Raw genomic sequence first — 22,421 nt, forward strand, 5'->3', positions numbered from 1 at the left:
CTCTTCCCGTCGATCAAGGTGGGCCGCACAGTGGTAGGTGACGTGGTCGCGGCGGACCTGCGGGTCCTGTTCTGCGGCATCAACCCCGGTCTGATGTCCGCCGCCACGGGCCATCACTTCGCGCGGCCGGGCAACCGTTTCTGGCCCGTCCTGCACCGGTCCGGCTTCACCCCCCGCCAGCTCGCCCCGGCCGAGCAGGAGGAACTCCTCTCCTACGGGCTGGGCATCACCAACGTCGTGGACCGGCCGTCGGCGCGGGCGGACGAGGTGAGCAAGGAGGAGTTCCGCGCGGGCGGGCTGCTGCTCACCGAGAAGGTGGCACGGCTGCGGCCCCGGTGGCTGGCGGTCGTCGGGGTCACCGCGTACCGGATCGCCTTCGACGACAAGCGCGCGGTCATCGGACCGCAGGAACGCACGATCGGTGCCACCCGGATCTGGGTACTGCCCAACCCCAGTGGTCTGAACGCCTCCTGGACGCTGCCGAGGATGACCGAGGAGTACCAGCGACTGCGGGCCGCCGCCGAGGCCACCGCCGGCTGAGGCCGCCCGGGGCCGCTGCGAGGACGGCGGGATGCTCACCCCACCACGCCCCGGCTTCCGGGCCGTCGTCCTCACGCGCTGGCCGCACCTGGTCCCGACGCTCGCCGACCCGCACGGCACCGGATACGATCCGCTCGTCAGGGCAAAGGGCGCGCAAAGCGAGGAGGCGGCACGTTGGGACGGCTCACCGGCGGGGATCCGTCCCTTCTGCGGCGGATCAATTCGGCCGTGGTCCTGCACGCCTTGCGCACCGCCGCCCCGTCCGCCGCTCCCACCCTCACCGATCTCGTGAAGCTGACGGGACTGTCCCGGCCGACCGTCGAGGGCGTCATCGAGGGGCTGATGGAATCCGGTCTCGTGATGGAGGCGTCCGCCGAGGAGGGCGCGGCACGCCGCCAGGGCCGCCCGGCGCGGCGCTTCCGGTTCCGCGTCGAGGCGGGTCATCTGCTGGGCATCGAGATCGGGGCGCACCGGGTCGCCGTGCTGCTGGCCGACCTGCGCGGTCGTGTCGTGGGCTCGGCGTCCTTGGAGGTGTCCGAGACCGCGCCGGCCGACGAACGGCTGGAGCGCGTGCGGGAGGCCGTCGCCGATCTGCTGCGGCGCTCCGGTGTGGCGTGCGACTCGCTGCGCGCGGTAGGGGTGGCGAGCCCGGGCATCGTGGAGGCGGACGGAACGGTCCGGCTGGGTACGGCGCTGCCGGAGTGGACCGGGCTACGGCTCGGGGAGCGGCTGCGCCGCTCGTTCCGCTGTCCGGTACTGGTGGAGAACGACGCGAACGCGGCCGCGGTGGCCGAGCACTGGAAGGGCGCGGCCACCGACTCCGACGATGTCGTGTTCGTGCTCGCGGGGCTGAGCCCGGGGGCCGGTTCGCTGATCGGCGGGCGGCTGCACCGGGGGTTCGGGGGTGCGGCCGGGGAGATCGGCGCCCTGCATCTGCTGGGCCGGGAGGCCACCCCGGAAGAGGTGCTGTCCACCACCGGCGAGCCCCTGCACCCCTTGGACGAGGCGCAGGTGGCGCGGGTGTTCACGCTGGCCCGCCAGGGCGACGGGCGGGCCCGGGCCGCGGTGGAGCGGTTCATGCGGCGGCTGGTGCACGACGTGGCCGCGCTGGTGCTGGCGCTCGATCCGGAGCTGGTCGTGGTGGGCGGCTGGGCGGCCGGGCTGGACGGCGTGCTGGAGCCGCTGCGCGCCGAGTTGGCCCGCTACTGTCTGCGGCCGCCCCGGGTGGCACAGTCGCTGCTGGGCGAGGCCGCGGTGGCGACGGGCGCGCTGCGCCTGGCCCTGGACCACGTGGAGGAGCAGCTCTTCGCGGTCGAGAGCACGGTCACGGCACGGCGCTGACCGGGCCCGCCGCGACCGCCGGGCGGCCGGACGTCAGCCGGCCAGCAGTTGCACGCCCGGGTCGCCGAAGGTGAGCCGGCAGGTGTCGGCACGGTAGGTGGCCACGGCGACGGCGGCGGTGCCGCCGTTCGCGTAGTAGCGGGTGGTGACGAGGAGGACGGGCGAGCCGGGCAGCCGGTCGAGCTGCTTGGCGTCGTCGGCCCGGGCCGAGCCGAGTTCGACGGACCGGTCCTGCCCCTCCAGGCCCAGGCGCCGCAGTTCGCGCAGCACGGCCCGGGCGCGGCCCGTCCCGGTGAGCGTGCCGATGCCGGTGAGCCCGGGGACGCTGTCCGCCGGTACGTACAGCAGCTCGGCGGCGACCGGCTGGCCGTGGTTGCCGCGGGTGCGGCGCACGGTGTGCACGGCGGTGTCGGCCGCGGTGCCCAGGAGGCGGGCGACGGCGGCGGGCGGGGCGGCCATGACGCTGTCGACGGGCTGCCAGCTGTCGGCGGACGCGCCGGGCCAGCTGTGCTCGGCGTCACCGACGGCGACGCCCACCCGGGGCGGGGCGACGGTGGTGCCGACACCGCGGCGGCGCTGGAGGCGGCCTTCCAGTTCGAGCTGTTCGAGGGCCTGTCGGAGCGTGGCCCGGGCGACGCCGAAACGGGCCGCCAGCTCACGTTCGTTGGGCAGGATCTCGCCCACGGCGAACTCGGAGTCGAGTGCGTCGGTGAGCACGGTCTTCAGGTGCCAGTACTTCGGCTCCGGCACCGTTTCCAGCTGCGTGGTCCCCACCCTGATCCTCCGCAAAGGCTTTTCGCGCGCTTCTTTATTAAAGGTTGTTGCAGTATCCCTGCGACCATAGGACGGTACGCACACTTGGTCAAGACCAATGACAGAGGTACGGTCGATGATCATCGGGTCTTCATACTCGGAGCGCTTACATGGATCAGGTCACCGTGATCACGGGCGGCGGTCGGGGCATCGGGGCGGCGGTCGCGGTGCGGCTGGCCCACGCCGGGCATCACATCGGCATCGGCTACGAGCGGGCGCGGGACGCCGCCGAGGAGACGGCGGCCACGGTCCGGGCGGCGGGCGTGGAGTGTGTGACCGTGCGGGCCGACACCAGCGACGAGAGCCGGGTCGACGAGCTGTTCGACACGGTGCGGGACCGGCTGGGGCCGGTCACCGGCCTGGTCAACAACGCCGGGATCACCGGGCCGCTCGGCCGGTTCACCGAAACGCCGGTGGACCGGATGCGCCGGGTCGTCGACGTCAATGTGACGGGCGCGCTGATCTGTGCCCGGCGGGCGGCCCTGGAGATGTCGACCCGGCACGGCGGACGGGGCGGCGCGATCGTGAACATCTCCTCCGGCGCGGCGACGCTGGGCAGCCCCGGCGAGTACGTCCACTACGCGGCGAGCAAGGCCGCCGTGGACGCGCTGACCATGGGCCTGGCCAAGGAACTCGCCCAGGAAGGCGTCCGGGTCAATTCGGTGCAGCCCGGCATGATCGTCACCGGTATCCACGCCGCGATGGGCGACCCCGAGCGTCCGTGGCGCAAGGCGGACCGAGTGCCGATGGGCCGCCCCGGCGAGCCGGACGAGGTCGCGGGCGCGGTGGCGTGGCTGATGTCACCGGAGGCGTCGTACACGACGGGGGCGGTGCTGCGTGTGGCCGGCGGGCTCTGACTCTCGCCTGGCCGGCGGTTCGTCGGCTGACGGCCGTCCTGGCCGCCTGCGGCGGCGAGCGCCCTTGAGGACACAGCACAGCAAGCCCGTCTGGGGGCACCTCCCAGCGGTAGCTGGGGGAGATTGAGGACGACCGCCGCGCAGCGGTGGTGCGGCACGGCACGGCCCGCGGCCGAGGATCCGCCGGTCACCACCTACAACGGCAGACGCGAGAGCTTGTCAGGATTGCGGAGCATGTAGATCGCGGTGATGCGCCCGTCCTCGATGTCGAGGCTGAAGACGCTGTCCGGGCGTCCCCGTGACAGCACGCACAGCCCCGGGCGGCCGTTGATCTCCATGAAGCGGAACTCCGGCTCCGGCAGCGGCCCTTGGGCCACGGCGATGAGGAACCGGCCGACCTTGTCGGCGGTGTCGATGATCCGCCGGGGAGCCTTGGCCCTGCCGCCGCTGTCGCTGAGGAGCCGCACGTCGGGTGCGAGCAGGGCGAGCAGTTGCTCGATGCTGCCGCCGGCGGCGGCGGCGAGGAACCGTTCGGTGAATTCACGCTGGCGTGCCGGATCCACCGCGAAGCGCGGCTTGCCCTCCTCGACGTGGCGCCGGGCCCGCCCGGCGAGCTGCCGTACGGCCGGCTCCGAGCGGTCGAGGGTGACGGCGATCTCTTGGTACGGGAAGCCGAACGCCTCGCGCAGTACGAAGACCGCGCGCTCCAGCGGGGAGAGCGTCTCCAGGACGACGAGGACGGCGAGCGAGACGGAGTCGGCGAGCACGGCCCGCTCGGCGGCGTCGGGCACGGTGTGGCCGAAGTCGGTGACGATCGGCTCGGGAAGCCACGGCCCGACGTAGGCCTCGCGCCGGGACTGCGCCTGGCGCAGCCGGTCGATGGCCAGCCGGGTGGTGACGCGCACCAGGTACCCGCGTGCGTCGCGGATCTCGCCGCGGTCCGCGCCGGACCAGCGCAGCCAGGCCTCCTGGACGACGTCCTCCGCGTCCGCCACCCGCCCCAGCATGCGGTAGGCCACGCCGGTCAGCGTGGACCGGTGCTCCTCGAAAACGTCCAGGGCGGCGGTAATCGTTCGCGGTTCGTCCACGGCGTCCATCCCACCCGATACGCCGCCGGGTTGTCCACGTGAACCAGCTCTCACCTCGGGCGACCAGCGGTTCGGGCCAGAGGTCTACCCAGTGGTAACCGCTGCTGACATTCTGTCTCACACACGCCGAGCGCGGATGACGACAGGAGTTGTTCCCATGGTCGACACGATCTCGTTCCCCCTCGACACCCCCACCGGACGGCGGACCACGCGGGTCGCCTACGAACGGGTGGGCGGCGGTGAGCCGGTGGTCCTGCTGCACGGCATCGGCCACCACCTCCAGGTCTGGGACCCGGTCGTCGGCGCCCTCGCCGCCGAGCGGGACGTCATCGCCGTCGACCTGCCCGGTTTCGGGGTCTCCCCCGCGCTGCCCGACGGTGTCGGTCACGACCTTCGGGGCGTGACGGCCGTCCTCGGCGCGCTCTTCGCGGCACTGGGCCTGGACCGGCCGCATGTCGTGGGCAACTCCCTCGGCGGGCTGCTCGCCCTGCAACTCGGGCACGAGAAGCTCGTACGGACCGTCACCGCCCTCTCCCCGGCCGGGTTCTGGACCGAGGGCGAGCGCCGCTACGCCTTCGGGGTGCTGCTCGCCATGCGGCACGGCGCCCGAAGACTCCCCTCCTCCGTGGTCGCGCGGCTGGCCCGCACGGCGGCGGGCCGAGCGGCCCTGACCTCCGCCATATACGCCCGGCCCGGCCGCCGTTCGCCGGAGGCGGTGATCGCCGAGACCCGCGCCCTGTGCGAGGCGACGGCGTTCGAGACCACCCTCGCCGCCGGGCGCTCGGTGCTCTTCACCCACGACCTCGCCGGTGTGCCCGTCACCGTCGCCTGGGGCACCGCCGACCGGCTCCTCCCATGCCGCCAGGGCGTCCGCGCCAAGAAGGTCATGCCCGGCATACGGCTCATACGGCTGCCCGGCTGCGGGCACGTCCCCATGAGCGACGATCCCGCGCTCGTGGCCCGTGTCATCCTCGACGCCACCCGCTGACGCGCTCGCCGCCGGCTCGTCGCCGCCGCATCAGGCCCCGGGGAAGGGGACGTTGGTCCACTCGCGCGTCGAGAGCACCAATCGGTAGCCGTCCGGGTCCTCGAGGGTGACCCCCCACTCGTCCCAGTACGGATTGCGCGCCGGGACGCGCTTGCCGCCGTGCTCCTCGACGCGGGCGACCAGCTCGTCGGGGACCGGGCCGTCGACGTAGACGACGAGCAGGTCCTCCTCGGTGGGCGCCGGCACGACGGGCGCGTCGGCCTCGCAGGACAGCTCCAGGTGCCAGCCGGCGTCCGGCCAGCCCACCATGAGCAGGCGGTACTTCTCGCCCGGCGGGTCCTCGGCGGTGGCCTCGCGCCGCCAGAGAACGGACAGCCCCAGTCCGTGGACCCAGAAGCGCTCCGCCGCTGCGAGGTCACGGGAGGGGCGGGCGATGCGTATGTGCGCGTGTGCGTCGGCAGGCATGGCGCGAGCTTATGCGGCGGTGATCGTTCCCGCGATGGGTCGCTGGTCCTCGGACCTTGGTCGCAGGACCCGGCCCTTCCGGCCGGTCCTTCCGTGCCCCGGCCGGGGCGCGTCGGACAGTGACGCCGCCCGCGGCGGGTGGGAAGGTGGGGAACCTGGGCCGAACCGAGCGGAACCCGACGGGAAGGGGCGTCAACACCATGGCCGAGCAGGTGGATGTCGTCGTCATCGGTATGGGGCCGGGCGGTGAGCACGTGGCGGGCAGTCTGGCCGAGGCCGGGCTCAGCGTGGTGGGCGTCGAAGCGGAGCTGGTCGGCGGCGAGTGCCCGTACTGGGGGTGCGTGCCCAGCAAGATGATGATCCGCGCCGGGAATCTGCTGGCGGAGGCGCGACGGGTGCCCGGCATGGCCGGTGCCACCGAGGTCACGGCCAACTGGGGGCCGGTGGCCGCCCGGATCCGCGAGGAGGCCACCGACGACTGGGACGACCGGGTCGCCGCCGACCGCTTCACCGGCAAGGGCGGCCGGCTGGTGCGCGGACGCGGCAGGCTCGCCGGGCCGGGCCGGGTGGAGGTGACGGGGAACGACGGGGGAACCGAGGCCTTCCACGCCCGGCGCGGTGTGGTGCTCGCGACGGGCACCCGCCCGCAGATCCCGCCGGTACCCGGTCTCGCCGACGTGCCGTACTGGACCAACCGGGACGCGATCGCCGCGAAGGAGCCGCCGCGCACCCTGCTGGTGCTCGGCGGTGGCGCGATCGGGGTGGAGCTCGCGCAGGTCTACGCCCGCTTCGGGACCCGCGTCACGGTCGTGGAGGCCCTGGACTCCCTGATCCCCGTCGAGGAGCCGGAGGCCGGCGAGCTGCTGGCCGGGGTGCTGCGCGACGAGGGCCTGACCCTGCGCGCCGGGGCGCGGGCGAGCCGCGTGGGGCACAGCGGCGACACCTTCACGGTCACGTTGGAGGGCGGCGAGGAGCTGACCGCCGAACGGCTGCTGGTCGCCACGGGCCGTCGGGTGGACCTCACCGGGCTGGGCCTGGAGACCGTGGGCCTGGACCCGAAGGCGCGGGCGCTGACGGTCGACGGGCAGTTGCTGGCGGCGCCGGGGCTGTGGGGCGTCGGCGATGTGACCGGGCACGGGGCGTTCACCCACGTGGCGATGTACGAGGCGGACATCGCGGTACGGGCGGTGCTCGGCGAGCCGGGCCCCGACGCCGACTACCGCGCACTGCCGCGCGTCACCTTCACCGACCCGGAGATCGGGGCGGTGGGCCTGACCGAGAAGCAGGCCCGGGAGCAGGGGCTGCGGGTGCGGACGGGCCTCGCGCGGGTGCCGTCCTCGGCGCGCGGCTGGATCCACAAGGCGGGCAACGCGGGCCTGGTGAAGCTCGTGGAGGACGCGGACCGCGGGGTGCTGGTCGGTGCGACCTCGGCGGGGCCGGCGGGCGGCGAGGTGCTGTACGGTCTGGCGGTGGCGGTCCGGGCGGAGGTGCCGGTCGCGTCGCTGCGGCACATGATCTACGCGTACCCGACGTTCCACCGGGCCGTGGAGGACGCGCTGAAGGACCTGGGTGCGGGCGGCGGCGGAGGCTGACCCCGCGGTACGCGAGGGGAAACGGGCGCTTCGCACGGAACAGCCGGAAGCGTCCTTAACCCATCGGTCACAGGACGTTCGTGATCACGCAACACCGTTCGGTCAGGGTGGTGGCATGACCGACGAGACCCCCGCGAAGCGTGCTCACCGGCCCCCTCACTGGCGGCGGGACCTGGTCGAACTGGCCGCCCTGTTCACCGCGGTGGCCGCCGCCGATTGTGTGGCCGACACCGTCGTGCACGGCCCCGACGGCCCCACCCTGCTGCTCGCCTCCGCCGCCGCCCTGCTGGCGACGACCGGGTTCCACACCTGGTGGGCCCGGCGGCACCACCCCGCTCCCCCGCCGACGGGGGACGAGCCGCGGGGCACCGGCAGTGCCCCGGCCCCCGCCCGCGGCCCCCGCCCGACGGCGGACCCGGGGGCGACGACCCTGTGGCGGATGCGCACCACCGTGCGCGACGAGCCCGGCAGGCTGGCCGCGCTGTGCCAGGCGCTGGCCCGGCACCGGGTCGACATCCTCGCCCTCCAGACCCACCCGCTGGCCGACGGCACCGTCGACGAACTGCTGCTGCGCGCCCCGGCGTTCCTGCCGCCGGACGTGCTGACCGGCGCCGTCGCCGATGGGGGCGGCAGCGGGACCTGGCTGGAACGGGCCGACGCCCACGACCTCGTGGACGCCCCGACCCGGGTGTTGAACCTCGCCACCCGCACCGCGCTCGACGCCTCCGAACTGCCGCTGGCACTGCGGCAGTTGCTGGGCCGGTGCACGATCCATTCCGTCCCGGCGCGTGCACCGCGCAGCGGCGCCCCGGCCGGACCGGTACCGGCGGAAGGCGTCTGGGAGGAGACGGTGATGCGGCTGCGCGACCCGTCCGGCGGATCGATCACCATCGAGCGCCCGTATCTCCCGTTCACCCCCACGGAGTTCGCCCGCGCCCGCGCGCTGGTCGAACTGGACGCACGGCTCGGTCCGCGCGTACCGCCGCGCAGTGATGTGCTGACCCTGCCCGAGGGCAATGCCATCACCGTCCGCCGGGCCGGGCCCGGTGACTTCGTCGCGGCACGCGAGATGCACGACCGCTGCTCCCCCGCGACACTCGCCCTGCGGTACCACGGGCCGATGGGGGACGCCGACCGCTATCTGCGTCACCTCCTGAGCCCGCGCTACGGCCGCACCCTGGCGGCGTACACCGCCTCCGGCCGTCTGGTCGCCCTCGGCCATCTGCTGTGGGACGGTGACGAGACCGAGGTCGCGCTGCTCGTCGAGGACGAATGGCAGCGGCGCGGGGTGGGCGCCGAGCTGCTCGGCCGGCTGGTGGCGCTCGCCGGGGAGGCGCGGTGCGCGAGCGTCTACGCGGTGACCCAGGCCTCCAACACCGGGATGGTCGCGGCGATGCGCGCGCTGGATGTGCCGCTGGACTACCAGATCGAGGAGGGCACCCTCGTGATCACCGCGCGCCTGGCGCCCGCGACCGTGCGGACGGCTCCCTGAGGGCAGCCGTGGTGAACGGTCAGATGCGCCAGGCGCGGATCCGCTCGGCGCATTCGTACACCTCGACGCGGTACTCCTTGATGTCCCGCGCCAGATCCACGACGGCGCCGTACGGCGGGTCGATGCCCTCGCCGGCGGCGGCCATGTAGGCCACGACGACCATGCACGCGTACAGACTGCTGCGCACCGGCAGCGGCTGGAGGCGGACCAGCGTGTGCATCAGGGCGGCGGCGCGCCAGGCGGCGTCGGGGCGGTAGTCGAACCGCGCCACGTCGAAGGCGTGCCGGGACACGGCCGCGTGCAGCGCCGTGTAGTCGTGCACGGCGGGCTCTTCGTGCAGCTTCTGCTCCTGTACGCCCAGGAGCCAGGGCAGATCGATGAGCAGTGCCATCAGGCCGCCGCGCCCCGCCCGGCGGACGGCGGAGCCTCCTCGGGGAACGCCGCGTCGAACTCGGCCATGTTCTCGTTCCAGAATTTCGCGGCCCGTTCCACGAAGCGCCGGCGCTGCTGCTCGCGTACGGACAGGTCGTGCACATACGCCTTGATGCTCTTGCCGTCGGCGGCGGCGGCCTCGCGGATGTCCGCGAGTTCCTGTTCGGTGAATTCCACGTTGAGTGCCGGCATTGCCCCACGGTACCGCTCCGGTACCGGCTGCGGCAGGGGTCACGGGATCCGGCTCAGCAGCCGCAGTCGTCGGAGCCGACGGGCGCGGTCAGCGGGTCGGCCGGGAGCTGCCGGGAGCCCTCCCAGGTGTCGACGGCGTAGCCCTCGCGGATCCAGTACTCGATGCCGCCGATCATCTCCTTGACGCGGTAGCCGAGCCGCGCGAGGGCGAGCGCCGCCCGGGTGGCACCGTCGCAGCCCGGTCCCCAGCAGTGGACGACGACGGGCACGGCCGGGTCCAGGAACGCGGCCGCGAGCTGCGGGATCCGGGCCGTGGGGAGATGCACGGCACCGGGGATGTGCCCCTGGTCCCAGGAGGGGGTGCTGCGGGAGTCGACAACCACGAAGTCCGCGGCCCCGGCCGCCAGCGAGGCGTGCACGTCGGCGACATCGGTATGGAAGGCGAGACGGGCGGCGAAGTACTCGGCGGCGTCGGCGGGGGCCGCGGGCGGCATGGCGAGGACGGGGCTCACGGCGGACTCGGCGGACTGCGGCTGGCGGGATGTCGTGGTGGTCATGACCAAAAATCTATGGCCCAGGATCGCGGAAGCGAACGGCACTTCCCCGGCACATCCCGCGCCGGGGCGCGGATTCCCCGCCGAATACCAGCGGCGGCCGGTGATTCCCCGGTCCCACGGGACCGGCCCGAAACCCGTCCGGAGTCACCGCGGCTGCCGGCGGACCCGCTTCACCTCGTGGTGGACGGCCCACGCGTCGGCGACCGGGCCGATGTGGCCGAGCTTGTCGGGGTTGCTCACCGCGCGGATGGTCTGGATCCGTCCGTCGAGCACCTCCAGCGCCATGGCCTGGAGGACCTTGCCGTCCCGGTCGCGGATGATCAGGCCGGGCTGGCCGTTGACGTCGTGCGGCTCGAAGGAGACGTCGATCCGCAGCAGCCAGGGGAAGAACGTACCCAGCAGCCTGGCCACCTTCTCCGCGCCCGTGATGCTGCTGGCGAACTGCGGGGTCTTGCCGCCGCCGTCCCCGACCAGTTGTGCGTCGGCGGCCAGCAGGTCCCGCAGTCCGCCCACGTCGCCGTCCTTGAGCGCGTCGAGGAAGCGGGTCGCCAGTTCCTGTCGCTCCCGCCGGTCCGCCGCGAACCGGGGCCGTCCGGCTTCCATGTGCCGTCGTGCCCGTACCAACAGTTGTCGGCACGCCGCCTCCGAACGCCCCACCGCCGCGGCGATCTCGTCGAACCCGAAGGCGAACACCTCCCGCAGCACGAACACCGACCGCTCCAGCGGGGTGAGCCGCTCCAGCAGCAACAGCGCCGCCATCGACACCGAGTCCGCCAGCTCCACCGACCGGGCCGGATCCTGATAGGGGTCGCTGAGCAGTGGCTCGGGAAACCACGGGCCGACGTATTCCTCCCGCCGTACCCGCGCGGAACGCAGCACATCGATCGAGATCCGCGTCACCGCGGCCGACAGGAAGGCCTTCGTCGACGTGGGCCGGGTCGCCGATCCGTCGTAGCGCAGCCATGTCTCCTGCACGGCGTCCTCGGCCTCGCTCACACTGCCCAGAATCCGGTAGGCGATCGAGAACAGCAGTGGCCGCAGCTCCTCGAAATCCTCGACTTTGCTCACGTCGTGTTCCTCCCCCTGAAACGCCGTCACCTGCCCGTACACACCGGGCGCAGACATTTTCTGGTGATCATCCGGACCGTCCGCGGGTCAGCGTAAACGCCCCCGCGCCCGGGTGCCGTTCAGTACAACTGCCCGGGCTCGTAGCCTCCGGCAGGCTGGCGGGTGATGACGTTCAGCCGGTTCACCATGTTCATGAGGGAGATCACCATCACCAGGGCGGCGAGCTGCTCCTCGTCGTAGTGCCGGGCGGCGGCCGCCCATACCTCGTCGCTGACTCCGGCGGCCCCGTCCGCGATCCGGGTCCCCGCCTCCGCCAGCGCCAGCGCGGCCCGCTCGGCCTCGGTGAAGACCGTGGCCTCCCGCCATGCCGTGACGAGGTGCAGCCGCGCCGCGGACTCGCCGGTGACGGCGGCCTCCTTGGTGTGCATGTCGATGCAGACGGCGCAGCCGTTGATCTGGCTGATGCGCAGCGCCACCAGCTCCTGCGTCGCGGTCGGCAGCGGCGAGTCCTTGATCATCTTGCCGGCCGATATGACGTGCTTGAGGGCCTTGCCGGCGGTCGGGTCGGCGAGGAAGTCCAGTCGTGCGTCCATGGGGTGCTCCTTTGTGGTCGTCGTCCGTGGCTACATCCCTGAGACGAGACAGCCCGACCCCCTGTGACAGGGGCGAATGTGACCTGCGTCTCTCGCACCCATCCCGGAGCGGGGCCGCCCGCGCCGCACGGAACGCTTGACCGCCCCTGGAGGCAGCTCTAAATTTAGAGAACTCTCTATGTTTTCGAAGGGGTGTGCCCGTATGCGGACGGCCGAAGGAGGGCTGCGCGAGCGGCAGAAGGCCCGGCGGCGGAGCCGCATCCTCGACGCCACGCGGGAACTCCTGCGCGACAGCCCGGACTCGGTGCTCAGTACCGAGCGGATCGCCGAGCGGGCGGAGGTCGCCCCGGCCACCGTGTACAACCTGATCGGACCGCGCGACAAGATCTGGGAGGCGCTCGCCAACGGGTTCATGGACGCACTCGATCGCCGCCTGGCCGGGCTGGCAGCCGCCCGCCCGCAGGACGTCGTCGCGGCGACCGTCGGACTGTTCGTGGACGACCCGGTCGTTACCCGTCGCCTGGTGCGCGAATGGGAGGAGAGCGGCCTCGTACTCGACCGTGGTCCGCTCACCCTGCTCCGCCGGGCGATGGCGGACGCACGGGACCGGGGTCTTCTGCGCACCGACGTCGACACCGACGCGTTGGCCGCCGTGGTCGGCAGTGCCTGCGTGGGCGCGCTGCATCAGTGGGTCGCCGCCCTCATCGACGACGACCGGTTCCTCGCGCGCGCCCTGTTCGCGCTGGACGTCGCGCTCGCCGCGGCGGCCGCGGAACCCCACCGCGACCGGCTGCTGGCGCCGCTGCGCACCCGGGGCGCCACATGACCGCCGGCGCGTCGCCCCGGCCTTGGCGCTTCACGGGCCATGGTGGCATCTCGCTCGCGGCGGACGTGTGGGGCGAGGCGTCCTCGCCGCCGCTCGTCCTGCTGCACGGCGGCGGCCAGACCCGGCACGCCTGGTCCCGGACCGGCCCCCGGCTGGCCGCCCTGGGATGGCGGGTCGTCGCCCCGGACCTGCGCGGGCACGGCGGCAGCGACTGGCCGGCCGACGGTGACTACGACCTCGGTGCGTTCGCCGGGGACGTCCGGGCCCTGGCCGCCGGACTCGGCGGCCGGCCGGTCCTCGTCGGCGCCTCGCTCGGCGGCTTGTCCTCCCTGCTCGCGGCGGGAGAGGAGCCCAGGGCGGTGACGCGCGCTCTGGTGCTCGTCGACGTCGCCCATCGACCGGACCCCGGCGGGGTGCGCCGGATCGTCGCGTTCATGCGCCACCGGCCGGACGGTTTCGTCAGCGTGGCGGAAGCGGCCGCGGCGGCATCCGCCCACCTGCCGGACCGCCCACTGCCACAGGACCCCGCAAGGATCCGGAACAACCTGCGGCGCCACGGCGATCGCTGGGTCTGGCACTGGGATCCCCGGATGCTGGACAGCTTCGAGGGCCGGACGGACCCGCCCGGCATGGCGGACCGTCTCCTGGACGCCGCGCGCCACACCGACGCACCGATCCTGCTCGTCCGCGGCGGGAGCAGCGACGTGGTGCGCGAGGACATCGCCGAGGAGTTCTGCGCCGGGGTTCCCCACGCGCGGCGCGTCGATGTGCCCGGCGCGGGGCACATGGTGGCCGGCGACCGGAACGACCATTTCATCGACGCGCTCGTCCCGTTCCTGACAGCGGTACGCGCGGGACCGCCGCGCGATGCCGCCGACGGCGACGGACATCCCGCGAACCCGTCCGCGCGTACCGGGGGCGCCGGGACGGGCTGAGGCCTCCACCGCCCTCCGGACGGCGGCCGCCCGCACTTCGCGAGATGTGGGATCCCCGACAAAGACCTTGTTCGCCCGGGGATTTCACTGCTAGACATCGCCCATGACCGGCTATTCCCCCGACGCCACGGACTGGCGCATCCTCGACGCCCTGCAGAGCAACGGACGTGCGGGCTTCGCCGAGCTGGCGCGCACCGTGAACATGTCCTCCAGCGCCGTGACCGAACGGGTCCGCCGTCTGGAGGACGCGGGGGTCATCGGCGGCTACACCGCCGTCGTGGACCCCGAGAAGCTGGGGCTGCCCGTCCTCGCCTTCGTCCGGCTCCGCTACCCGAACGGGAATTACAAGCCCTTCCACGATCTGCTGGCCACGACGCCGGAGATCCTGGAGGCCCACCATGTGACGGGCGACGACTGCTTCGTCATCAAGGTGGCCGCCCGGTCGATGCGGCATCTGGAGGAGGTCGCGGGGCGGATCGGCGCGCTCGGCTCGGTGACCACCAGCATCGTCTACTCCTCGCCGCTGGCCCGCCGGGCGCTCAGCCGCTGACGCCCGCCGTACGCTGCCGCACGGCCGAACCCGAGCGGTCCTTGACGATGTGGAGCTGCGCCGGGACGCGTCGGCGCAGATCGGCGACGTGACTGACGATGCCCACCGTGCGGTCCCGCTCGCGCAGCGCGTCGAGGACGTCGAGGACCTCGTCGAGGGTCTGCTCGTCGAGGCTGCCGAAGCCCTCGTCGATGAAGAGCGTGTCGAGACGCATGCCGCCCGCCTCGTCCGTCACGACGTCGGCGAGGCCGAGGGCGAGGGCGAGGGAGGCGAAGAACGTCTCGCCGCCCGAGAGGGTCGCGGTGTCGCGTTCGCTGCCGGTCCACGCGTCGATGACGTGCAGGCCCAGACCGGACCGGCCGCGGCCGCTCGTCCGCTGGTCGGAGTGGACGAGGGTGTAGCGGCCGCCCGACATGCGCTGGAGGCGCGCGGTGGCGGCGGCCGCGACCTGTTCGAGCCGGGCGGCGAGGACGTAGGACTCCAGCCGCATCTTCCGCTCGTTGTCGGCGGAGGTGCCGGCCGCGAGCGACGCGAGGGAGGCCACCCGGTGGTGCCGCGCGCGCAGCGGCGCGAGCCGGTGTGCGTCGGCGGTGGCCTGGGCGGAGAGCCGGTCGAGTTCCGCGCACCGGTCGCGGGCGGCGGTGTCCTCGGCGAAGGCGTGCTGCAGGGCGCGGGTCGCGGCGTCGGCGGCTTCCTCCGCGGCCCGCGGGTCGGCGGGGGGCAGCGCGGCGGCGGCCGCGGCCGCCGGGTCGGCGAGTTGGGCGGCGACCTCGGTCTCCTCCCGTTGCCACGCGTCCAGGCGCCGTTGCAGTTCCCGCTGCCCGGCGCCGGAGACGATCGCGTCGGCCGCGGCCCAGGGGGTGTCGAAGCCCGCGCGGTAGGCGGCGTCGGCGAGCCGGGCGTCGGCCTCCTTCAGACGCGTCGCCGCGTCTTGGGCCGCCCGTACGGCGTCGGCCGCCTCGGCGAGGCGGGCGAGCCGTCGCTCCAGCAGCGCGGCGCGCTGCGCGACCGTCGCCGCGCCGCCGCGCGCCTGGGTCAACTCCTCTTCCAATGACGCCAGTTGGGCGTCGAGTCGCTCCCGGTGTGCCGTGCGGGCGGAGCCGCGGAGCTGGGCGGCCTGACGCTCCTCCCGGCGCAGCTCGTACTCGCGCTCGGCGCGTTCCAGCGCCTCGCGGGCGGCGTGGGCGTCGGCACCCGCGTCCCGCGCCTCGGTGAAGGCGCGCTGAACGTCCTCGGCGGCCGTGGTCAGTTCGGCGACGGTGGCGGTGCCCGCACCGGCCGCGGCCGCGGCGAAGGCCTCGCGCAGGGTGTGCAGCCGTCGGTCGGCGTCCTCGCGTGCGACGTCCGCCCGCCGGGAGGCCTCCAGCGCGCGTTCCTCGTCGGTGCGGTCCACATGGTCGGCCGCGGTCCGGGCCGGGTCGGGGTGCTCGGTGGAGCCGCACACCTTGCACGCCTCGCCCGGCTCCAGTGCGGCGGCCAGCTCGGCGGCGAAGCCGAGCAGGCGGCGCTCCTTGAGGTCCAGCCAGTGCGCACGGGCCTCGTTGGCCCGCTCGCGCGCCGCGCGCAGCCGTTCCTCCGCGTCCTCGACCCGGCCGGCCAGGCGGTCGCGCTCGACGGCGGCGTCCAGCCGCTGCCGGGCGGGGGCCAGTTCGCCTTCCAGCCGGGCGGCCCGGGTGGCGGCCTCCCGGGCGGTCTCGACGCGCCGCTCGTGGGCGGCGCGCCGGTTCTCCCAGCCGGCGAGCCAGTCGGCCGTGTCGGTGAGGACGTCCTCGTCGAGGCGGGCCTCGTGTTCGAGGTTCGCGCGTTCGGCGGCGATGTCGGCGGCCCGCTGTTCGGCGCGGCGAGCGCCCGTGAGCGAGCCGAGTTCCTCGCGGAGCCGTCGCTCCAGTGCCGCCAGTGCCTCGGCACCGCTGTCGGTGTGCTCGGCGGGCAGGCCCTGCCGGGCCCGCGCCTCGGCGGCGACGGCGTCGCGGTGGCCGCGCTCGGCGCGTTCGCGCAGTTCCAGGACGGGGGTGACGGACCCGGCGGCGCGGGCCCGGTCCAGCCGCTCGCGCAGTCGCCGTGCTTCCTCGCGGCGCTCTTCGAGGGCGAGGGCCCGCTGCCGGGCGTCGGCGTGCCGGCGCTGGAGGCGGTCCCGTTCGCGTACCGCGTCGGCTTCCTCCCGTGCGGCGCGGTGCGCCGCGTCGGCGGCCCGGGCCGCGGCCGCGGCGATGTCGCGGCGCTCGCGGGCGTTGCCGCGGGCGAGCGCGGCCCATTCCAGGACGGCCTCGGCCAGTCCGGGGGCTCCGGGGGCCAGGGGCGGCTCGGCGGCGCGCTGCGCCGGAACGGTGGCGCCGCGCCCCGGCCGGGTGCCGGGCGGCGGCGCCGTCGCGGGCGCGGGCGTGCCGATCTCGGGCAGCGAGGGATCGGCGGCGGCCTGCCGTATCCGGTGACCGAGGGCGAGCAGCCGCTCGTCTCCGGCGATGACCTGCTTCTCGGCGGCCGAGCGCAGCTCGGCGAGGTGCTTTTCGACCTCGGCGAAGCGGCTGGTGTCGAAGAGCTTGCCCAGCAGCTTGCCGCGGGCGGTGTCCTCGGCGCGCAGAAAGCGGGCGAAGTCCCCCTGCGGCAGCAGGACGACCTGGCAGAACTGCTCCTGGCTCATGCCGAGCAGCTGCTTGATCTCCTCGCCGATCTCCTGGTGGGAGCGGCTGAGCCCCTCCCAGTGGCCGTCCTTGTGCTCGCGGAGCGCGCTGTAGGCCTTCTCGCGGGTGACGCCGGTGCCCCGCTTCTTGGGGCGCGGCTGTTCGGGCCGCCGGGTGATCTCCAGCCGCCGTCCGCCGACGGTGAGGTCGAGGGTGACCTCGGTGGGGGTGCCCGGCTCCGCGTGGTCGCTGCGCAGGGTCAGTCCGCTGCCCTGCCGGGCGCCGGGGACCGTGCCGTAGAGGGCGTAGCAGACCGCGTCGAGGACGGACGTCTTGCCGGCGCCGGTGGGGCCGTGCAGCAGGAACAGCCCGGCGGCGGACAGCTCGTCGAAGTCGATGTGCTCGGTGGCGCCGAAGGGGCCGAAGGCGGTGACGGTGAGCCGGTGCAGCCTCATCGGGCCTCCTCGCGGACGGCCCCGGGCCGGGTCCCCGGCCGGGCCCCTGCCTCCGTGCCGTCCGTGCCGGTTTCGGTGCCGGCCAGCCGTACGGCGTCGAGCGCGGTGGTGAGCACGGCCGCCTCGGCGCCGTCGGGGCCCCGGCCGCCGCGCACGTGGGCCACGAAGTCCTCGGTGATCTGCCGGTCGGTGCGGCCACGCAGCCGCTGGGCGTAGGAGGCGAGCGGGTCCTCGGGCGGCCGGTCGGGGTCGAACGCGAGGCTCACCACGTGCGGGAAGCGCCGGGCGAGCCGGGCCATGGGCTCCTGCGGGCGGTGCGCGTCGGTGAGCGTGGCCTCCACCCACGCCTGCTCGTGGCGCTCGAGCCGCGGGTCGTCGAGGAGGTCGCCGAGGCGGCCGCGGATCCGGGCGAGCGGGCGCGGCACGGGGCAGTCGAGCCGTTCGGCGGCGACCGCTCCCCCGGCGTCGAGGTCGATCAGCCACATGGTCTTGCGGTGGTCGGTCTCGGAGAAGGAGTACGCGAGGGGGGAGCCGGAGTAACGGACGCGCTCGGTGATCGTCTGGCAGCCGTGGAGGTGGCCGAGCGCGGTGTAGTCCACACCGTCGAAGACGGCGGCGGGTACGGCGGCGACACCGCCCACGGTGATGTCGCGTTCGCTGTCGCTCACGACGCCGCCGGCGACGAAGGCGTGGGCGAGGACGACGGACCGGGTCCCGGCGGGCCGGGTGGCGAGGTCGGCCCGGACCCGGTCCATCGCGGCCTCCAGCACGGCGGCGTGGCTGCCGCGGCGGGCGCCCAGCTCCTCGCGCACGAGGGCGGGTTCGAGGTAGGGCAGCCCGTAGAAGGCGACGTCGCCGTGGGCGTCGGCGAGGAGGACGGGGGTGCCGCAGGCGGCCGGGGCGGTGCGCAGATGTATGCCGGCCCGCTCGATGAGCCCCGCGCCGACGCCGAGGCGGCGGGGCGAGTCGTGGTTCCCGGAGATCATCACGGTGGGTACGCCGAGGTCGGCGAGCCGGTGCAGGGCGTCGTCGAACAGCTCGACGGCGGCGAGCGGCGGCACCGCCCGGTCGTAGACGTCACCGGCGACGAGGACCACGTCGACGCGCTGCTGGCGCACGGTGTGGACGAGGTGGTCGATGAACGCGCGCTGCGCCGCCAGCAGGCTCACGCGGTGGAAGGACCGGCCGAGGTGCCAGTCCGATGTGTGCAGCATTCTCAACGCGGGGCTCCGAGCTGCATGCTTTCCGTTCCTCCGCGCTCCGAATACTCCCAGTACGACCCGACCCAGCACGGTACTCGATGTCGGCACCCGGCGTGTGGGCCCGGACCGCGCCGGGCGGTGCGGGGCGGGGCGGCCGGGCCGGGCGTCAGGCCTCCTCGTAGGCCTCGCCGCCCAGCTCGAAGCCGGCCGTCCCGGCCGTGGTGTCCGCCAGCCAGGCCCGGAACGGCTCCACGTCCGCCTCCGGCAGCCCGATCTCCATCCGCACCCCCGCTCCGTAGGTCACCTCGCGCACGGCGCGGCCGGTCGCCCGCAGTTCGTTCTCCAGCTTCCCGGCCCGCTGGTGGTCGACGGTGACCGTCGCGAGACGGAAGCGTTGCCGGGTCACGGTGCCGAGGGTGTCGAGGGCCTCGCCGACGGCCCCGCCGTAGGCGCGGATGAGGCCGCCCGCGCCGAGCTTGACGCCCCCGAAGTAGCGGGTGACGACGGCCACCGCGTAGCGGACCTCGCGGCGGAGCAGCATCTGCAGCATGGGCACCCCGGCGGTGCCGCCGGGCTCGCCGTCGTCGCTCGCCTTCTGTACGGAGCCGTCGGCGCCCAGGACGTAGGCGAAGCAGTGGTGGCGGGCGGTGGGGTGCTCCTTGCGGACGCGCGCGATGAAGGCCTGCGCCTCCTCCTCGGTCGCGGCGGGCGCCAGCGCGCAGAGGAAGCGCGACTTGTTGATCTCGATCTCGTGCACGCCTTCGCGCGCGACCGTCCGGTACCGCTCTCGCATCCCACCACCCTATGCGGCGCCCCGACGGGAGCGGGAACCGCGGGAATGATCAATGCGGGCCGCTCGTTGAGCGGGCATGTACGCAGAGGCGGGGATCATCCGGAAGATCATCGAGCGGACCGGCGACACCTGGGCGGTGGTCGGTCTGTCGACGAACGAGCAGCGGGCGGCGTTCGGCGTCGCGGAGGTGCTCCAGCGGTACGGCAAGCGTGTCGTGCCCGTGCACCCCAAGGCCGAGACGGTGCACGGCGAGCGGGGGTACGCGTCCCTGTCCGAGGTGCCCTTCCCCGTCGACGTGGTGGACGTCTTCGTCCACTCCGAGCTGGCGGGCGCCATCGCGGACGAGGCCGTCGCGATCGGCGCCAAGGCGGTCTGGTTCCAGCTGGGGGTCGTCGACGAGGAGGCGTACGAGCGGACGCGCTCGGCGGGGCTGGACATGGTGATGGACCGGTGTCCGGCGATCGAGATACCGCGGCTGCGCTGAGCCGTTCCCCGCGCCCGCGGAATGCGCCGTGCTCGTGCCGGGCCGCGTCGTCCGCACGGCGGGGACCGGCCCGCGGCCGGGGGGCGACCCGAAGGCGCTAGGCCGTGTCCGGAAAGTCCCGCCTGGCCCGGGGCGTCTGGCACGCACACTCGCCGCGTTGTCGGGCCCGCCCACGTACGTCCAGTACGAGGGCGACCCTCCGCCTTGCGATCGCACGCACCAGATGCCCCGGGCCACGCCCTCCGGGCGAACGGCGCTACTTTCCGGACACGGCCTAGCATCGGCTCATGATCAAGATACGCGGCGCCCGTCCGGAGGACGCGGCCGAACTCGTCCGTCTGCGCCGGCTGATGTTCGCCGCCATGAGCGGGCGGGACACCCCGGGCGACTGGGAGCGCGACGCCGAGGAGATCGCCCGCCGGCAGCTCGCGGCGCGGCGCCCGGTGCTCGGCGCGTTCGTCGTGGACGGCGATCCGGGGCCGGGCGCCCCGCATCTCGCCGCGTGCGCCGTGGGGCGGCTGGAGGAGCGGCTGCCCGCACCCGGGCATCCCACGGGGCGGTTCGGGTTCGTCTTCACCGTGTGTACCGACGCCCGCTACCAGGGGCGCGGTTTCGCCCGGGCGACCACCGAGGCGCTGCTCGACTGGTTCGCGGAGCGGGGCGTCACGCGCGTCGATCTGCACGCGACGCCGGACGCCGAGCCGCTGTACCGGAGCCTGGGCTTCGCCGAGCATTCGCTCGCCCTGTCGCTGGACCTCTCGGCCCGTCGGGCCGGCCCGGCCTGACCGTCCCCGCGGCGGGGTCGTCGCCGCACCCGGCGGGTCCTCGCCCGGGCGGGGTCAGCGGGCCGGCGGGATGGAGACCGCCATCGTCATCTCGACGGTCTCGGCCCCGTCGTTGCGGTAGGCGTGCGGGACGCCCGCGTCGAAGGTCGCCGAGGTGCCGGCGGGCACGGTGTGCGCCTGCCCGTCGACGACGAGCGTGAGCACACCGGCGGTCACCCGCAGCAATTCGACGGTGCCGGGCGGGTGGGCGTCGGAGTCGCTGCCGTCCCCGGGGACGAGCCGCCAGTCCCACAGCTCCAGCGGTCCGCTCGCCTCGGCGCCGACGAGGAGCGTCGTGTGGCTGCCGGCCTCGCTGGACCACATGCGCACCGCCCGCGCCTCGGGGACGATCCGCACCGGCGCCCCCCGGTCCTGGTCGAGGAGGGTGGTGATGCTGACGCCCAGGGCGTCGGCCAGCTTCACGGTGGTGCCGACGCTCGGGTTCGTCCGGGCCTGCTCGATCTGGATGATCATGCCGCGGCTCACTCCGGAGCGGGCCGCCAGGGCGTCGAGCGTGAAGTGCCGCTCGGCGCGCCAGCGCTTGAGGTTGCGGGCGAGTGACTGCGTGAGCCGGTCGAGGTCCGTCACGGACCGCCCCCTATCGCGAGTACCAATATTTTGGATGACGTAGTTCACTGCACTGAACTACGGTGTGCTGGACTCCACCGTTCATCACACTGTACTGCGAGGTTCTTCCATGACAGCGGTCTTCGCGCTGGCCACCGCCCTTTTGTGGGGGCTGGCCGACTTCGGCGGTGGTGTGCTGACCCGGCGCATCCCCGCTCTCACCGTGGTCGTCGTCTCGCAGGTGCTGGCCGTGGTCGTCCTGGGCGTGGTCGTCCTGGCCACGGGCGGCTGGTCCGAGGCCGGCCCGCGGCTGTGGTACGCGGTGGCGGCCGGTGTGGTGGGCCCGGCGGCGATGCTCTGCTTCTACCGCGCGCTGGCCCTCGGTCCGATGGGGGTCGTCTCGCCGCTCGGCGCGCTGGGCGGCGTCGCCGTGCCCGTCGGGGTCGGCCTCCTGATCGGCGAACGGCCCGGGCTGCTCCAGATCGCGGGCATCGCGGTCGCCGTGGCCGGGGTCGTCCTCGCGAGCGGCCCGGGATTCGGCGGTGCGCCCGTGCGGCGGCAGACGCTGGTGCTCACCCTCGTCGCGGCGTTCGGCTTCGGTTCGGTGATGGCATTGATCGCCGAGGCGTCACACACTCTGACGGGGCTGTTCCTCGCCCTGTTCGTCCAGCGCGTCTGCAATGTGGTGGTCGGCGGTGCGGCGCTGTTCGCGTCCGCGCGGCGCGGCAATCCGGCCCTGCCCGCCGGGGGCCGGGACGTCATCCGCGCGGTGCTGCCGGCGCTCGCCTTCGTCGGGCTCGCGGACGTGGCGGCCAACGGCACGTACAGCCTGGCCGCCCAGAGCGGGCCGGTCACCGTCGCCGCCGTCCTCGCCTCGCTCTACCCGGTGGTGACTGCGCTGGCCGCGCGGGGCCTGGGCGAACGGCTGCGCGCGGTGCAGGCGGCGGGCGCCGGCCTGGCACTGGTCGGCACGGTCCTGCTCGCGAGCGGCTGACACCGCCACGACGGGAAGGCACGTCCGCGGCCGACGCGGGAACGCGTCGGCCGCGGACGTGGTCCACGTCAGTACACCGGGCCGCTCAGTACAACGGGCCGCCTCAGTGCAACGGGCCGCTCAGTCGCCGGTCCGTCTCAGTGCACCGGCCG

At 74.1% G+C, this 22,421-nt stretch carries 24 protein-coding genes; 12 read left to right on the top strand and 12 right to left on the bottom strand.

All coding sequences use genetic code 11. The features are described from left to right. Positions 1 to 30 precede the first annotated feature (30 nt). The gene (gene mug / locus ACZ6MA_RS22265) at positions 31 to 540 is read left to right on the top strand and encodes a G/U mismatch-specific DNA glycosylase (RefSeq protein ID WP_469435651.1); all 510 of its coding nucleotides are present in this window, start codon (positions 31 to 33) and stop codon (positions 538 to 540) included. Positions 541 to 714: 174 nt separating this feature from the next. Then, on the top strand, positions 715 to 1,881 hold the full coding sequence (locus tag ACZ6MA_RS22270) for an ROK family protein (protein WP_469435652.1): 1,167 nt from the start codon (positions 715 to 717) through the stop codon (positions 1,879 to 1,881). A gap of 33 nt (positions 1,882 to 1,914) precedes the next feature. On the opposite strand, the gene ACZ6MA_RS22275 is transcribed toward ACZ6MA_RS22270, so the two are convergent. Then, complete coding sequence (locus tag ACZ6MA_RS22275) at positions 1,915 to 2,655, bottom strand: GntR family transcriptional regulator (RefSeq protein ID WP_469435653.1); 741 nt, start codon at positions 2,653 to 2,655, stop codon at positions 1,915 to 1,917. A 149-nt stretch (positions 2,656 to 2,804) separates the two neighbouring features. Between ACZ6MA_RS22275 and ACZ6MA_RS22280 the strand changes: the two genes are divergently transcribed. After that, positions 2,805 to 3,551 (top strand): SDR family oxidoreductase, encoded by a 747-nt coding sequence (locus tag ACZ6MA_RS22280; RefSeq protein ID WP_469435654.1) that lies wholly within the window; start codon positions 2,805 to 2,807, stop codon positions 3,549 to 3,551. Between the two features lie 194 nt (positions 3,552 to 3,745). Here the strand turns inward: ACZ6MA_RS22280 and sigJ are convergent, their stop codons facing one another. After that, a complete protein-coding gene (gene sigJ / locus ACZ6MA_RS22285) occupies positions 3,746 to 4,648 on the bottom strand; it encodes an RNA polymerase sigma factor SigJ (RefSeq protein WP_469435655.1) in 903 nt (300 codons plus the stop codon). 148 nt (positions 4,649 to 4,796) lie between these two features. Between sigJ and ACZ6MA_RS22290 the strand changes: the two genes are divergently transcribed. Further along, positions 4,797 to 5,627, top strand: a complete 831-nt coding sequence (locus tag ACZ6MA_RS22290) for an alpha/beta fold hydrolase (RefSeq protein ID WP_469435656.1) — start codon at positions 4,797 to 4,799, stop codon at positions 5,625 to 5,627. Positions 5,628 to 5,657: 30 nt separating this feature from the next. On the opposite strand, the gene ACZ6MA_RS22295 is transcribed toward ACZ6MA_RS22290, so the two are convergent. Next, positions 5,658 to 6,092: a VOC family protein gene (locus ACZ6MA_RS22295; protein ID WP_469435657.1), complete on the bottom strand. Its 435-nt coding sequence runs from the start codon at positions 6,090 to 6,092 to the stop codon at positions 5,658 to 5,660. A gap of 200 nt (positions 6,093 to 6,292) precedes the next feature. Here ACZ6MA_RS22295 and ACZ6MA_RS22300 point away from each other — a divergent pair, with 200 nt between their 5' ends. Next, a complete protein-coding gene (locus ACZ6MA_RS22300) occupies positions 6,293 to 7,684 on the top strand; it encodes a dihydrolipoyl dehydrogenase family protein (RefSeq protein WP_469435658.1) in 1,392 nt (463 codons plus the stop codon). Positions 7,685 to 7,799: 115 nt separating this feature from the next. Beyond that, entirely contained in the window at positions 7,800 to 9,176 is a 1,377-nt protein-coding gene (locus ACZ6MA_RS22305; protein ID WP_469435659.1) for a GNAT family N-acetyltransferase, read from the top strand. 19 nt (positions 9,177 to 9,195) lie between these two features. Here the strand turns inward: ACZ6MA_RS22305 and ACZ6MA_RS22310 are convergent, their stop codons facing one another. From ACZ6MA_RS22310 to ACZ6MA_RS22330, 5 genes are all read right to left on the bottom strand, one after another. Continuing rightward, positions 9,196 to 9,567 (bottom strand): toxin Doc, encoded by a 372-nt coding sequence (locus ACZ6MA_RS22310; RefSeq protein ID WP_469143573.1) that lies wholly within the window; start codon positions 9,565 to 9,567, stop codon positions 9,196 to 9,198. Then, entirely contained in the window at positions 9,567 to 9,800 is a 234-nt protein-coding gene (locus ACZ6MA_RS22315) for a hypothetical protein (RefSeq protein WP_130876588.1), read from the bottom strand. Before ACZ6MA_RS22315 ends, ACZ6MA_RS22310 begins: the two co-directional genes overlap by 1 nt. Before the next feature lie 53 nt (positions 9,801 to 9,853). Beyond that, entirely contained in the window at positions 9,854 to 10,363 is a 510-nt protein-coding gene (locus tag ACZ6MA_RS22320) for a rhodanese-like domain-containing protein (RefSeq protein ID WP_469435660.1), read from the bottom strand. Between the two features lie 138 nt (positions 10,364 to 10,501). Then, positions 10,502 to 11,425, bottom strand: a complete 924-nt coding sequence (locus ACZ6MA_RS22325) for an RNA polymerase sigma-70 factor (protein WP_469435661.1) — start codon at positions 11,423 to 11,425, stop codon at positions 10,502 to 10,504. A gap of 119 nt (positions 11,426 to 11,544) precedes the next feature. After that, on the bottom strand, positions 11,545 to 12,018 hold the full coding sequence (locus tag ACZ6MA_RS22330) for a carboxymuconolactone decarboxylase family protein (protein WP_469435662.1): 474 nt from the start codon (positions 12,016 to 12,018) through the stop codon (positions 11,545 to 11,547). Between the two features lie 202 nt (positions 12,019 to 12,220). On the opposite strand from ACZ6MA_RS22330, the gene ACZ6MA_RS22335 reads away from it, so the two are divergent. The 3 genes from ACZ6MA_RS22335 to ACZ6MA_RS22345 all read left to right on the top strand — a co-directional run bounded on the left by ACZ6MA_RS22335 (position 12,221) and on the right by ACZ6MA_RS22345 (position 14,329). Beyond that, a complete protein-coding gene (locus tag ACZ6MA_RS22335; protein WP_469435663.1) occupies positions 12,221 to 12,844 on the top strand; it encodes a TetR/AcrR family transcriptional regulator in 624 nt (207 codons plus the stop codon). Next, positions 12,841 to 13,779: an alpha/beta fold hydrolase gene (locus ACZ6MA_RS22340; RefSeq protein ID WP_469435664.1), complete on the top strand. Its 939-nt coding sequence runs from the start codon at positions 12,841 to 12,843 to the stop codon at positions 13,777 to 13,779. Before ACZ6MA_RS22335 ends, ACZ6MA_RS22340 begins: the two co-directional genes overlap by 4 nt. A 103-nt stretch (positions 13,780 to 13,882) precedes the next feature. Beyond that, the gene (locus ACZ6MA_RS22345; RefSeq protein ID WP_469435665.1) at positions 13,883 to 14,329 is read left to right on the top strand and encodes an Lrp/AsnC family transcriptional regulator; all 447 of its coding nucleotides are present in this window, start codon (positions 13,883 to 13,885) and stop codon (positions 14,327 to 14,329) included. Here the strand turns inward: ACZ6MA_RS22345 and ACZ6MA_RS22350 are convergent. The 3 genes from ACZ6MA_RS22350 to ACZ6MA_RS22360 all read right to left on the bottom strand — a co-directional run bounded on the left by ACZ6MA_RS22350 (position 14,319) and on the right by ACZ6MA_RS22360 (position 19,400). Beyond that, positions 14,319 to 17,405 (bottom strand): AAA family ATPase, encoded by a 3,087-nt coding sequence (locus ACZ6MA_RS22350; RefSeq protein WP_469435666.1) that lies wholly within the window; start codon positions 17,403 to 17,405, stop codon positions 14,319 to 14,321. The genes ACZ6MA_RS22345 and ACZ6MA_RS22350 overlap by 11 nt on opposite strands. After that, positions 17,402 to 18,625: an exonuclease SbcCD subunit D gene (locus ACZ6MA_RS22355; protein ID WP_469435667.1), complete on the bottom strand. Its 1,224-nt coding sequence runs from the start codon at positions 18,623 to 18,625 to the stop codon at positions 17,402 to 17,404. The genes ACZ6MA_RS22350 and ACZ6MA_RS22355 overlap by 4 nt, the downstream gene beginning before the upstream one ends. A gap of 148 nt (positions 18,626 to 18,773) precedes the next feature. Beyond that, complete coding sequence (locus ACZ6MA_RS22360; RefSeq protein WP_469435668.1) at positions 18,774 to 19,400, bottom strand: YigZ family protein; 627 nt, start codon at positions 19,398 to 19,400, stop codon at positions 18,774 to 18,776. Positions 19,401 to 19,476: 76 nt separating this feature from the next. Here ACZ6MA_RS22360 and ACZ6MA_RS22365 point away from each other — a divergent pair, with 76 nt between their 5' ends. Together ACZ6MA_RS22365 and ACZ6MA_RS22370 are read left to right on the top strand one after the other, a co-directional pair. Continuing rightward, a complete protein-coding gene (locus ACZ6MA_RS22365) occupies positions 19,477 to 19,884 on the top strand; it encodes a CoA-binding protein (RefSeq protein WP_469435669.1) in 408 nt (135 codons plus the stop codon). A 287-nt stretch (positions 19,885 to 20,171) separates the two neighbouring features. Continuing rightward, complete coding sequence (locus ACZ6MA_RS22370; protein ID WP_469435670.1) at positions 20,172 to 20,669, top strand: GNAT family N-acetyltransferase; 498 nt, start codon at positions 20,172 to 20,174, stop codon at positions 20,667 to 20,669. A gap of 54 nt (positions 20,670 to 20,723) precedes the next feature. Here ACZ6MA_RS22370 and ACZ6MA_RS22375 read toward each other — a convergent pair whose 3' ends face one another. Then, positions 20,724 to 21,296 carry a helix-turn-helix domain-containing protein gene (locus ACZ6MA_RS22375; protein WP_469435671.1) on the bottom strand — a complete coding sequence of 191 codons (573 nt, stop codon included), beginning with the start codon at positions 21,294 to 21,296 and terminating at the stop codon, positions 20,724 to 20,726. A 109-nt stretch (positions 21,297 to 21,405) separates the two neighbouring features. On the opposite strand from ACZ6MA_RS22375, the gene ACZ6MA_RS22380 reads away from it, so the two are divergent. Continuing rightward, positions 21,406 to 22,269, top strand: a complete 864-nt coding sequence (locus ACZ6MA_RS22380) for an EamA family transporter (RefSeq protein WP_469435672.1) — start codon at positions 21,406 to 21,408, stop codon at positions 22,267 to 22,269. Positions 22,270 to 22,421: the final 152 nt, after the last annotated feature.

The sequence above is a fragment of the Streptomyces sp. NPDC042259 genome (assembly GCF_055582085.1).